Origin of the sequence: Mycobacterium farcinogenes, from assembly GCF_019739075.1 — a bacterium.
Taxonomy (GTDB): domain Bacteria; phylum Actinomycetota; class Actinomycetes; order Mycobacteriales; family Mycobacteriaceae; genus Mycobacterium; species Mycobacterium senegalense.
Map to the genome: position 1 here is coordinate 855,650 of NZ_CP081673.1, position 12,208 is coordinate 867,857.

At 64.3% G+C, this 12,208-nt stretch carries 10 protein-coding genes; 5 read left to right on the top strand and 5 right to left on the bottom strand.

Going from position 1 to position 12,208, the window contains the following annotated elements; translation table 11 throughout:
* Window position 1 precedes the first annotated feature (1 nt).
* Together K6L26_RS03930 and K6L26_RS03935 are read right to left on the bottom strand one after the other, a co-directional pair.
* Window positions 2-601, bottom strand: a complete 600-nt coding sequence (locus K6L26_RS03930) for a hypothetical protein (protein WP_221852718.1) — start codon at window positions 599-601, stop codon at window positions 2-4.
* On the bottom strand, window positions 598-2,106 hold the full coding sequence (locus K6L26_RS03935; protein ID WP_221852720.1) for a lipopolysaccharide biosynthesis protein: 1,509 nt from the start codon (window positions 2,104-2,106) through the stop codon (window positions 598-600). Before K6L26_RS03935 ends, K6L26_RS03930 begins: the two co-directional genes overlap by 4 nt.
* A 286-nt stretch (window positions 2,107-2,392) precedes the next feature.
* Between K6L26_RS03935 and K6L26_RS03940 the strand changes: the two genes are divergently transcribed.
* Window positions 2,393-3,652 (top strand): glycosyltransferase family 4 protein, encoded by a 1,260-nt coding sequence (locus tag K6L26_RS03940; protein ID WP_221852721.1) that lies wholly within the window; start codon window positions 2,393-2,395, stop codon window positions 3,650-3,652.
* Window positions 3,653-3,661: 9 nt separating this feature from the next.
* Here the strand turns inward: K6L26_RS03940 and efeO are convergent, their stop codons facing one another.
* A complete protein-coding gene (efeO, locus tag K6L26_RS03945) occupies window positions 3,662-4,828 on the bottom strand; it encodes an iron uptake system protein EfeO (RefSeq protein ID WP_221853327.1) in 1,167 nt (388 codons plus the stop codon).
* A 211-nt stretch (window positions 4,829-5,039) separates the two neighbouring features.
* On the opposite strand from efeO, the gene K6L26_RS03950 reads away from it, so the two are divergent.
* On the top strand, window positions 5,040-6,977 hold the full coding sequence (locus K6L26_RS03950) for a hypothetical protein (RefSeq protein WP_245008683.1): 1,938 nt from the start codon (window positions 5,040-5,042) through the stop codon (window positions 6,975-6,977).
* On the opposite strand, the gene K6L26_RS03955 is transcribed toward K6L26_RS03950, so the two are convergent.
* On the bottom strand, window positions 6,951-7,916 hold the full coding sequence (locus K6L26_RS03955; RefSeq protein WP_221852723.1) for a UTP--glucose-1-phosphate uridylyltransferase: 966 nt from the start codon (window positions 7,914-7,916) through the stop codon (window positions 6,951-6,953). The genes K6L26_RS03950 and K6L26_RS03955 overlap by 27 nt on opposite strands.
* A 102-nt stretch (window positions 7,917-8,018) precedes the next feature.
* Window positions 8,019-8,633: a nitroreductase family protein gene (locus tag K6L26_RS03960; protein WP_245008684.1), complete on the bottom strand. Its 615-nt coding sequence runs from the start codon at window positions 8,631-8,633 to the stop codon at window positions 8,019-8,021.
* Window positions 8,634-8,720: 87 nt separating this feature from the next.
* Here K6L26_RS03960 and K6L26_RS03965 point away from each other — a divergent pair, with 87 nt between their 5' ends.
* Genes K6L26_RS03965 through K6L26_RS03975 form a run of 3 tightly spaced genes read left to right on the top strand, consistent with a single transcriptional unit; the run spans window position 8,721 to window position 12,154 of the window.
* Window positions 8,721-9,986, top strand: coding sequence for an aspartate kinase (locus K6L26_RS03965; protein WP_221852727.1), 1,266 nt, complete (start codon window positions 8,721-8,723; stop codon window positions 9,984-9,986).
* Window position 9,987: 1 nt separating this feature from the next.
* A complete protein-coding gene (locus K6L26_RS03970) occupies window positions 9,988-11,022 on the top strand; it encodes an aspartate-semialdehyde dehydrogenase (protein ID WP_221852728.1) in 1,035 nt (344 codons plus the stop codon).
* A 40-nt stretch (window positions 11,023-11,062) separates the two neighbouring features.
* Window positions 11,063-12,154, top strand: a complete 1,092-nt coding sequence (locus K6L26_RS03975) for a DUF4185 domain-containing protein (RefSeq protein WP_221853329.1) — start codon at window positions 11,063-11,065, stop codon at window positions 12,152-12,154.
* The last annotated feature ends 54 nt before the right edge of the window (window positions 12,155-12,208 follow it).

Below are 12,208 nucleotides of genomic sequence, written 5' to 3' on the forward strand. Positions count from 1 at the left end.
GCTACTCGTTGCTTCGGTGCGAGGCGGTGCTTCTGCGTGAGCGCCACCAGACGACGCCGAGCCCGATCACAGCTCCGAAAATCAGCCCGCCGAGGGCCCCGGCCAGGAGCAGCTGGCTCCGGGAGGTCGTCATCGCGTACGCCCCACTCGGCGGTGAGACCACGCGGACCTGGAACGGCGCCGAGACCGCCGACACTTCAGGTGTGGCCTTGGCAAGGAGATCTGCGACGGCGGCGTGCGCGGCGTGTGCCGATGGTGCGTCGGCCGTGATTGACACCATGGTGGTGTCAGGCACCGCACCTGCCGTCAATATGAGGCTCGATTCGTCGACTTCGGCGGCCGATGCCGCGCTGGAGGCCCAGCGCGGATCAGAGAAGACAGCTGCCGCGGTCCGCGAAACCTGTCCTTGGGTGAGTACTTCCCAGTAAGCCGACGCGTCCGCCGTCGTCAGATTGGGCCCCGGGACCAGGGCCACCTGTGCGGTGGCGCGATATGTCGTCGACACCGGGAAAAGGAATCCGGCGACAGCACCCAGAACGAGGCCGATGACCGCGCAAGCCACGACGACTGGGTTGAGCCAAAGGCGCTTCGAGCTACTCATGTGCGCCACCTTTCCGCCAATCGGCCGGCAACCGGCCGTGCCAGCTGCGGCGCAGTGACGCACAACGCCGCTGCATAGATCCCCATGCCCAGCGGAATCATGAGCGCGAGTTGGACCGGTGCCGGCCAGTGGGCGACAACAAGGCCGATACCAAACAGGATGGCGGCCATGGGAATTACGGCTGCCACCGGTCGCCCGACCACGGAAAAGATATTCTTCCAACGTATTGGAATGACCCGACGGACCACGGTCATCCGGATAGCGAAATGAACCAATTCCACACCAAGGAGAGCTACGGCAACCAGCGTCGCGCTATGCCCAGCAGCCCACCAGATGGGACCGACCAGAAGTACGAGTTTGGCCGCATTGATCGCGGTGAGCAATCCCGGGCGCCCTGCAGCTTTGAACACATCGCCGGCGTGGTACGACGCCGAGTAAACGGCCGTGTACAACGCAAGAACCACCAAGATGTTCTTGGCATCGTCGTACTGCGTGCCGTACAGGGTGTGCAGCAGGGGGCCGGCGACCACCGCCAAACCCACGCCGGCCGGCACGGTCAGCGCCAGGACGATGCCCAGTGCCTTTTGGTACTGCAGCGACATGGCCCCGCGTTCGTGCTGCAGCCGCGACATCGAACTGAACAACACGTCGCTGATGACGCTGCACAGGTTGAGCACGACGAGTTCGGGCACCCGGTATGCCAGGGTGTACAGACCCAGTTCGGTGGTGCCGAGCCGGGTTCCGACGGCCAGATAGTCGACGTTGTAGATGGCGTAGGCGAGCAGGGTTACCCCGGTGACGGGGATGCCGAACCGCAGTAGCGCCTTGGCTTCATCCAGCTGAAACCGCGGCCACATGAAAGTCGGCGCGACCCACCAGTACATGATCGCGGTTATCAGTACGCCGGCGAGCTGGCCGTAGACCAGGCTCCACACGCCGTGGCCGGTGGCCGCGAGCCAAATCGTGAGCCCGGTCTTGACCACCGCGCCGACGAACTCTGGCAACAGCCGGCGTTGGAAGTTCAGGTCACGGCGCAGCCAGGACAACGGCACGACGCTGAAGGCCGAGATCATCAACGCGATCGCCAGAACCCGGATCAGCGGCGCGAGGTCGGGATGGTGCAGCAGCTTGGCAGCGACCCCGGCCGTCGCTGCCAGGATGGCTCCGGCGATCACCCCGAAGCCGATGGACAGGGTCAATCCGGTTGGGGCGATTCGATTCCAAGGTTGGCGGCTTTGAATCAGGGACTCTGCGACGCCCAGGTCCTTGACGTAATCGAACAAGTTGACCAGCAATAACGCCAGGGCGAAGATGCCGAATTCGGCTGGTGTGAGCAGCCGCGCGACCACGACCGTCATCAAGAGCGTGGAACTCTTGCTTATGGCAAACACGGTGTAGTTCCAGAGCGTCTGCTTGCCGAGGTTTGCCGATTTGGCCGTTGGTGGATCTTGGAGCGTTCGGCCTGGGGCTTCGATCGGTGGGTCAGCGGGATCGATCGGATTCATGTGCGCAGCATCTTCGCTAGCTGCGGGGGCTCGTCCATAACGAGTCTGCCATCGAGATGCGGCTCCGCGAAGAACCGTAGTCTCGCCACCGAATATCTCCTGTCGACTTTGCTGAAACGGTATTGATGCGCGAGTTCAGTTATTGCCGGCGCGCGGGGTCAGTGTATGTCAGCGGTGCTGGTCGCAGCGAAAAACCGCGGCGTCACTACGCGATCGTAGGTTCAATTGTGATGCAATTGCGGCCTGAGAATGGCCGGGCGACTGAATAAATCGAGGCAGGTGTGCGGTGTCTGTGACACTCGTGAGCGCGGTTGATCCATATCCCACCGACGCTGGCAAGAAGGTGGTGCTGGCAGGTTTTCTGGAGTACTTCCGAGATCGTCTGGGGCCGGATGAGGTGCATTACCTGCTTGTCGGCGGTAGACCTCAGCCGGAGTTCCCAGTCACCTTGCACCCGCTGCCCAAGCCGCGCCGGAAAGCGACGTTGGCCGCGGCGGCCTTTCGCATCCCGACCGGGCGGGCCTCCCTGCAGGAATCCTTGCTGTACTCGCCGGAGGTTGGACGTGCGGTCCAGACGGCGGTCGAAGGGATCGACCCGGATCTGGAGATATACGACACCATTCGGATGGCGCAATACGCGGACCAGGGCAACGCAGATCGGCAGCTGTGCTATCTCGACGATCTCTTCTCGGAGCGTTACGCGGCCATGCTCGACGCGGCGGATCGTTATCCCGATGTGGCGATGCGACCGCTCGGCAATTTCGCCGAGCATGTGCCCAGGCTGCTGCGTCCACTGGCCGATGCCAAGCTTCCGCAACGAGCGCTCCTTCTCATGGAGGCCGCCCTGGTCCGGCGTAGCGAGGACCGTGCGGCATTGCGATTCCGGCGGAACCTCTTGGTGAATGCGGGGGAGGCCGCCAGGTTGACTGCCCGGGTCGCCGACCGTGGATCTGCCGATGTGATGGCAGTACCTCCGTTGGTGAAACCGCCGCCGTTCCGCGCGCGCCAGTATGGCGGAGCGCCTGATTTCGTCTTTGTCGGGCTGTTGTCGTTGCCGCACAACGAGGATGGTGTCCGGTCGTTCCTTACCGACGTGTGGCCGGTGGTGCTGGCCCGGATGCCGAAGGCCCGGCTGCGCATCATCGGGCGGGACTGCGGGACGGAACTGGCCGAGTTGGTGGGGCGGTTCGGTGGTTCGGTGAGCTTGGAGGGCTATGTCGATGACCTCACGGAGGTGCTGAGTTCGGCTGCCGCGCTGATCAACCACCTGCGATTTGGTTCGGGGATAAAGCTGAAAGTGATCGAGGCCCTGGGGCGGGGACTACCAGTGGTCTCGACGAGTGTGGGAGCCGATGGGTTCGCCGCCGGTGGCGAGCACGGGGTGATGATTGCCGACCAGGCCGCACAATTCGTCGAGGCGATGGTTGAGTTGACTGATCCCGGCCGGAACCGTGAGATATCCGACGGTGCCCGTGGGCAGTTCGATACCACGTTCGCGAAGGACGCCGTATTCAGTTGTTACGACAAGGCTTTCGCGTTGGGCTGACAGCGGATGTCATCTCTGGGATACCATGTCCTGGACTTGCCTGACGACAGCGCTCAACGCCTGGATGGCCTGTGAGAGTTCTTGGCGCTCAGGCTCGGTTACCGAGTCGTAGTAGACGAATCCATCGTTCCAGTGGTGACTGTCGAGCACTCCCTCGACCGCAGCGAATGCCTGGTCTATCTGTACGCCGAATCCCGGGCGACGTTCGTCGACGATCGGGCGGACTGAGCCGACTGCGATGCGGGATCCGTCGAGGCTGGCCTGGAAGTCCCACAGGTCGGTGTGGCTGAAGATGTCCTCCTGGCCGGTGATCGCATTCGTGGCCATTTCATCGAGCACGCGTTGTGCTCCGCCGATGAACTCGGCGGGGCCGATCGTCCACTTCGGGTTCTTGATGGCGGCGTCGAGTTCCTTGACGTCGGCAGCCAACTGATCGGCAATCGCGTTGGTATCCGGCGGCGGCTTGCTCATCCAGAGGTTCTTCTCCAAGCGGTGGAAGCCGGTCCAATTCTCACCCGGGCGCAAGTCTGGCTCGCGTAGGTCGATGCGCCGGTCCAGATCATTCGGGAATGATTGTGCGACTGGCGCGATGCGCTCGTAGTACGCGCGCGCCCTTGAGTACAGCGGCTGAGCGCCTTCGATGTCACCCTTCTTGATCGTGCCGACAAATGCTTCGGTGACGGTGACCAGTTCGCTGGCCTGGTTGGTGACGTAGGTCTTGTATTCGTCCGCGGCCGCGTCGAGCTTGCTCTTAGTAGATGTGACAGCGTCGCCGGTGACGGTGAAGTTGGCACGGATTCCGTCGCCGACCATGGCGGGTCTGCATGCGGTGTAGTACTTGCCCGGCTCGGGCAGTTGCACGATCAGCTTGCGTTGTAAGCCGGGGGAGATGTTCTCCACCGCGCCGATCACCCGGTCGCCGGCAGCGTAGACGTAGAACTCGGTGACCAGGGTGCCATTGTTGGTGACCACGAAGGTGGTAGTGCCGGTGTTCGCCCGGGTCCGTGACAGCTGGCAGAAATCATCGGATGCCGACACGGTGATCTCGCTGCTCGCGGGCTTGCCGTCATCGAGCGTCTCCTTGGGCGCGCACCCCGACATGGGCATCCCGGCGAAGACGGCCAAGAGGAGGGCCGTGGTCAGACCGGCCTTCGCGTGGTGGGCACCGTTTCCCATGCAATCGACTTTTCCAGCACCATCATGGATTAGCCAAGGCAACAGCAGAATTGCAACCTTTCCAAGGTGCGCCGGTCTGGCTGTGCCCGCCGGTATAGTCCGATTTCGGTTGGGCTTACAGGCTCGGACATCCGAAAGCAGGTCGAACAGCGTGCATCCGGTCAGGTCCATTTCGTCAGCGAAACCGTATCGGTTTCTGGCGCGTGCGCTGATGTCAGCACTGCTGGTAATTGTCCCGGCAGTATCCGCCGGGCCAATCGTCGCCCCTGCGTATGCGGAACCTGTCGATGGTCCGCCGCCGCCGGAACAGCCGAGCCTGACCCTGCCGGGACCTGAGCTCGGAATGAAATCTGAGATATTCGTGTCCCCGGAGAACCCAGAGAAACTGACGGTGCCGGTGCCGGCTGGACTGACTGCAGTGCGGTTGCGCGGGACGATCAAGGCGCCCTTGAATTTCGATGCCGGCACCCTCGATATCAGCGATGACAATGGCAAGCTGCTCGCGGCGATCGATCTGCCTCCCGGTGCATCCAGCAGGCCCGCAACACCACTTGACGTGGACATCTCGGCGGCACGCCGGGGTTCGCCGATCGGGCTGACTTTCGCTCTGCGGCCACGGTTCGACCCTCAGATGTACACCAATTCATATTGCTGGCCTCGTCAGCAGTTGGTCCTCAGCGATCTCTCGATGGTGTTCACGGGCTCGGAAGCTCCGGCGACGACGGTCGCAGATTTTTTCCCGCCGGTGCTTCAGCGAGCCACGATCTACACCCCGGTCGACGCCAATACCGATGAGCAACAGGCGGTATTGACGCTGGTATCCACGCTGGCGCGGCTGTACAGCAATCAGCAGACCGTCATTACGGTCGTCACTCAGCCCCGCGGAGCGGTACCGCCGCCGGCCGGCGAACTGACCCGTGCAGTCCTGGTCGAGAAGGGTGACAAACCAGGCCTCCGAGTTGAAAACTCCGGCGCGCCCGATGCGTTCCTTCGTGTCTCCGGTCAAGGTGGTGAGCTGTCGCCCCAATTGTCGCTGCTGGTCAACAAGCTTCAGGTACTGGCGCAGGTAGACACGGTGCGAGTGGATCAGGCCGGTTCGTCGGACTCTGGTCGGCACGGCGACACGTTCTCGTTCGGCGAGTTGAGCATGACCGGCAGCACCGACGTCATCCGGAGCGCCAGCATGTCGGTCGGCGCCGGCCGCGCGTCGCTCGGGCCTGGCCGTATCGACCGCGCAACGGTGCATCTGCTCGCCGACTACGCGCCGGTGGCCAGAGATGATGCGGCAACAGTGGTGATCCGCTCCGGCGGTGTGGTGGTCTATCGAGCGGCGCTCGACAACTCGGGTCGGCTCGACGCGACATTCGATTTGGACAGCAAGCAGATCGGCCAGTACATCACCCTTGACATGGCACTGACCTACACGCCGCACGAAGCTTGCGGGCTGCTCATTCCGCTCACTTTCGAAGTGAATCCGCAATCGACGCTGAGCGTGCACCGGGGTGGCCCCCCACTCGACGGCTTCGGTGCCATCCCGTCAGAGTTCAGCCCCAAATTCATGGTGGCGATGGACGGCAGCGCCCCCGATCAACTTGCCACCGCCGCTCGGTTGGTCGTGTCGATCGCGCGCTTTGCGAGCACGTCGGTGACACCGGAGGTGGTGGATCTCAATACGGCTGCAGGCGCGAATACCGGAGCCGTGATCCTGGCGAATTCCGCAGCGCTGAAAGAGACTTCGCTCAGACCACCCATCGGCGGTGACGGCACAGCCATCAACTTCGAGCTCCCGACCGTGCTTCGCGCGAGCATCAAGGGTGGCCTCGGATCGATTCAGGCCTTCGCCGATCGGCCCCATGATCGCTCGGTTCTGCTCGTGACCACCACTGGCCCTTGGACGTTGCTCGACCCAGTGTTCAGTTACCTCGAGGGGTTCGGCGGTGATTTCTCGAAGCTCACCGGAGATGTACTCGCCGCGGGCGCGGGCGGCGAGCCAGTGAATCTCGACATCCGAAGCACCCGAAACGCCGCCGCCGCCGAAACGTCGGCGTCATCCAGTACTCGGAATCTGTTCATCGGTGCCGGCTTGGCGGTTGCGGCGGTTATCGGCTTGGCGGGGGTTGTTCTATGGAGAAGGCGCCGTACCACCTGAGTTCGGTCCGTCGATCTCCTGCGCGATCGTGTGCAGTAGCGGACCGTCGAGCTGGGACGCCAGATCCCGTAACACGGGGCCGTATTCGGGATGTGCCAGAGCAAAGGCGAACTGCGCGACCAGATAGTCCGACGGATTGCCGGTGTCACACCAGTGCCCCTGGATCACCTGGCCGTAGACGGCATGGTCTTTGGCGTACGCGTTGATTGCATCGGTCAGGTAGATCTCCCCGGTTTGGGAGCCCTCGTGCCAGCGTTTCGTCTGCTCAGCTAGTTCGTCGATGACGCCAGGTGTGATCACATAGCCGCCGATGGCGGCGTAGTTGGACGGGGCCTGCTCCGGTTGCGGTTTCTCGATGATCCCGGTGATCCGAAGAAGCCCGCCGTCCAAGTCCTCTTTGATGATCGGCACACCGTACCGGCGGGAGTCCTCAGGGGCCATCGGCATCAACGCCAGCACGGGGGACGACGTCTGCTCATACGCCCTGATCAGCTGCTGAGCCCGGGGTACCTCGGCGACGAAGACGTCGTCGGGCCAGAGGACCAGCACCGGCTCATCGCCGAATGAGCGTGATGCGTTGAGGACAGGGGTGCCGTTGCCGTACGGACCGTGCTGATGGAGATAGGTGATGTGGCCACGGGCGGAGAGCTCGCCGACCTCCTTGACTGCGTCTGCGTACGCGTCTTTTCCGTCTCTCCGTAGCTGCTCGATCAGCTGTTCATTCGGGCGAAAGTGTTCTTCTATCAGGTTTTTTCCGCCGGAGACGACGATCGTGATGTCCGTGATGCCGGAATTGACCAGTTCACGGACAGTGTGCTCGATGACCGGTTTGTCGCCGACCGGCAGCATCTCCTTGGGGATCGCCTTGGTCAGAGGAAGGAGGCGTGATCCGATTCCGGCCGCGGGGATGACGGCTTTGCGGATGGTCTGTCGAGCCATGTGTACCTCTCCCGGATCTGAAGCGTTCCCAGTGTTTACCACCGAGTTGGGCTCCACTGAAAGCATCTGAATGGCGATCGGGCGGTAATTACCAGCTTGCGACTAATCCGAATTGGGTGAGGAAATTGGAATACCCCACTGCTGACCGAACACAATTTGCTCCAGCGGCAGGCGTTCGCGGATCCGACTGTCGCGTTCGACGATCGCCGGGTCCGCTGTCGCGTAATCGCCAAGCGTGCCGACCGCGATGACGGCCAGCGGCCGCACCCCGTCGGGGATCTTGAACGCCGACCGGGCGCCGTCGACGTCGAAGCCGGCCATCGGATGGGTGATCAGGCCGCGGGACACCGCCTCGACCGTCATCTGCGCGATGGCCGCTCCGGCGTCGACGGCCGCGTACAAAGCGGTCCGCTCGTCCTCGCCTTCGTCGGCGCACACCAGGATCAGTGCCGAGGCGGCGGCCGCGTAGCTGTTGCCGCGTTTGAGCAACCCGGCCAGTGTGGTGAATGTCTCGTCGCCTCTGGTTCCGACCACGAACCGGATCGGCTGCCGGTGACCCCAGCTGGCGGCCCACCGCGCCGCTTCCAAGACCGCGGTGAGCTGGTCAGCGGTAATGACGGCATCGGGATCGAACGCCCGGGGGCTCCAGCGGGCCGCGAGGTCGGGGTGGATCGGCACGCTGGTGCTGGCCAGCCGGCCGTTCGGCGTGTCAGGCACGCCAGCCAAGCTACCGGCGGGGAAAATCCCGTGCGCGTCTCCCTTATCCTTGGTTCGACTCATTCCAGCGTTCTGAAGGGTTAGATAGTGGCGCTCGTCGTACAGAAGTACGGCGGATCCTCGGTATCGGATGCCGATCGGATCCGTCGCGTGGCCGAGCGCATCGTCGAGACGAAGAAGGCCGGCAACGACGTCGTCGTGGTGGTCTCGGCGATGGGCGATACCACCGACGACCTGCTTGACCTGGCCCGTCAGGTTTCCCCGGCCCCGCCGGCGCGTGAGATGGACATGCTGCTGACCGCCGGTGAGCGCATCTCCAACGCTCTGGTCGCGATGGCCATCGAGTCGCTCGGCGCGCAGGCCCGCTCGTTCACCGGCTCGCAGGCCGGCATCGTCACCACCGGCATCCACGGCAACGCCAAGATCATCGACGTCACCCCCGGCCGCCTGCGCGATGCGCTGGACGAGGGCGTCATCGTGCTGGTCGCCGGGTTCCAGGGCGTCAGCCAGGACAGCAAGGACGTCACCACCATGGGCCGCGGCGGCTCGGACACCACCGCTGTCGCACTGGCCGCCGCACTGAAGGCCGACGTCTGCGAGATCTACACCGACGTCGACGGCATCTTCACCGCCGACCCGCGCATCGTGCCCAACGCCCGCCACCTCGACACCGTCTCCTTCGAGGAGATGCTCGAGATGGCCGCGTGCGGCGCCAAGGTGCTGATGTTGCGCTGCGTCGAATACGCCCGCCGCTACAACGTGCCGATTCACGTGCGCTCGTCGTACACGGACAAGCCCGGCACCATCGTCAAAGGATCGATCGAGGACATCCCCATGGAAGACGCCCTGCTGACCGGAGTAGCCCACGACCGCGGGGAGGCCAAGGTCACCGTCGTCGGTGTCCCGGACGTACCCGGCTATGCCGCCAGAGTGTTCCGCGCGGTCGCCGACGCCGACGTGAACATCGACATGGTGCTGCAGAACATCTCGAAGGTGGAGGACGGCAAGACCGACATCACCTTCACCTGCCCGATGGACAACGGCCCGACGGCTGTGGAGAAGCTGACCGGGCTCAAGGACGAGATCGGGTTCAGCCAGGTGCTGTACGACGATCACATCGGCAAGGTGTCGTTGGTCGGCGCGGGTATGCGTAGCCACCCCGGTGTCACCGCGAAGTTCTGCGAGTCACTGGCCGAGGCGGGCGTCAACATCGACCTGATCTCGACGTCGGAGATCCGGATCTCGGTCCTGGTCAAGGACACCGAACTGGACACCGCCGTCCGCGCGCTGCACGAGGCCTTCGATCTCGGGGGCGACGACGAGGCCGTGGTCTACGGCGGAACGGGGCGCTGAGATGGTTAACATCGGTGTAGTCGGTGCGACCGGCCAGGTCGGCCAGGTCATGCGCACCCTGCTGGAGCAGCGGGACTTCCCGGCCAGCTCGGTCCGGTTCTTCGCCTCGGCGCGGTCCGAAGGTAAGAAGCTGACGTTCCGCGGCCAGGAGATCGAGGTCGAGAACAGCGAGACGGCCGATCCGTCCGGTCTGGACATCGCGTTGTTCTCCGCCGGTGCGACGATGTCGCGCGTGCAGGCTCCGCGGTTCGCCGCGGCCGGCGCCGTCGTCGTCGACAACTCGTCGGCCTGGCGCAAGGACCCCGAGGTCCCGCTGGTGGTCAGCGAGGTCAACTTCAAGCGCGATGCGGGTCAGCGGCTCAAGGGCATCATCGCCAACCCGAACTGCACCACCATGGCCGCCATGCCGGTGCTCAAGCCGCTGCACGAGGAAGCCGGGCTGACCCGACTGATCGTGTCGAGCTACCAGGCCGTGTCGGGCAGTGGCCTGGCCGGCGTAGAGGAGCTCGCGTCGCAGACCCGCGCGGTCGTCGACGGTGCCGAGCAGCTGGTGCACGACGGTTCCGCGCTGACCTACCCGGATCCGGTGAAATACGTTGCGCCCATTGCGTTCAACGTGATCCCGCTGGCCGGTTCGCTGGTCGACGACGGCTCTGGTGAGACCGACGAGGACCAGAAGCTGCGCAACGAGAGCCGCAAGATCCTGGGCATCCCCGAACTCCTGGTGAGCGGCACCTGCGTGCGTGTCCCGGTGTTCACCGGGCACTCGCTGTCGATCAATGCCGAGTTCGCCCAGCCTCTTTCGGTCGAACGCGCCAAGGAACTGCTGGCCGATGCTCCGGGTGTGAAGCTGGTCGACGTGCCGACCCCGCTGGCCGCCGCAGGTGTCGACGAGTCGTTGGTCGGCCGGATCCGTCAGGACCCGGGAGTGCCCGAGGGCCGTGGTCTCGCGCTGTTCGTGTCCGGCGACAACCTGCGAAAAGGTGCTGCGCTGAACACGATTCAAATCGCTGAACTGCTGGCCGCCGAGCTCTGATTCGCGGGTGAGCCCAGCCCGCAGGTTCGCCGTTGTCGCGATGCTTGCTGCGGCGGTGTGGCACGCTCCGCTCGCCCGGGCCACCCCGGGATTCGGCGATCCGACGGTGCCTCCGCTGGCTCCCGGCCAGGTACTGCGCATCGGACCGAGCGCCGGAACCGGTACGCCCACCCGCGATTACGGCATCGGTGCCACCGACCTGTGCGAGTTCATGGAGTTTCCCAGCCGGGTGCTCCAGGTGTGCGGTGACAGTTTCGCGGGGCAGGCGGTGGGCTTCGGTGGCTGGCACTCGCCGGTGGCGCTCCATGTCGACGCCGACTCGATCGAGGACGCGGGTGGTGTGCGCTACCGCGGGGTGACCGGAGTGGACAAGCCCCTGCTGGCCGACCCGACCCCCGCCGGCGCATCCCAGCTGCCGGCCGGCGTCATCTCCATCAACCGCGAGAACTACATGATGGTGACCACCACCTACAACTTGAAGCCGTACAGCTCACGGTTGGTGAAAGCCGATGCGGCCCAGCCGAATTGGCCGACAGTGCCCGGTTCTGTGCGCGAAGCCAAGTACCAGGGCGGCGCCCAGACGCAGATCACCGGCTATTACGACCCGGTTCCGGCGCCGGACTCACCGAGCGGTTGGGTCTACATCCTGGCCAACAACTTCGATCGCAGTAGCCCGGCGTTCCTGTACCGGGCCAACCCGAAGAACTTCACCGACCGGGCCGCCTGGCAGGGCTGGTCGTCGTCGGGTGGTTGGGGAAAGCCGCCGACGGCGTTGTTCCCCGACCGGGTGGGGGAGATGAGCATCCGGCAGATCGACGGCAAGCCCGTGCTGTCGTACTTCAACGCCACCACCGGAAACATGGAGATGCGGGTCGCCTACGAGCCCACCGGGCTGGGTAACGCGCCGGTGACGACGGTGGTGTTCGCGAGCGCCTGGCCGGATCCGGTCGACTCGTTGCCCCCGCCCGAGGTCAATCAGTTGGCGCAGCCCTACGGCGGCTATATCTCGCCGGGCTCGACACTCGATCAGGTGCGGGTCTTCGTCAGCCAGTGGAACACCATGGCCCGCGGCGGCACCCCGTACCGGGTGATCCAGTACGCGGTGAACCCGTTCAAGCCGTGGGAGCAGTAGCCCCCGGCTCTTTCACAGCTGATTCATAGTCAATTCTTGATCGGCACCTCAGCA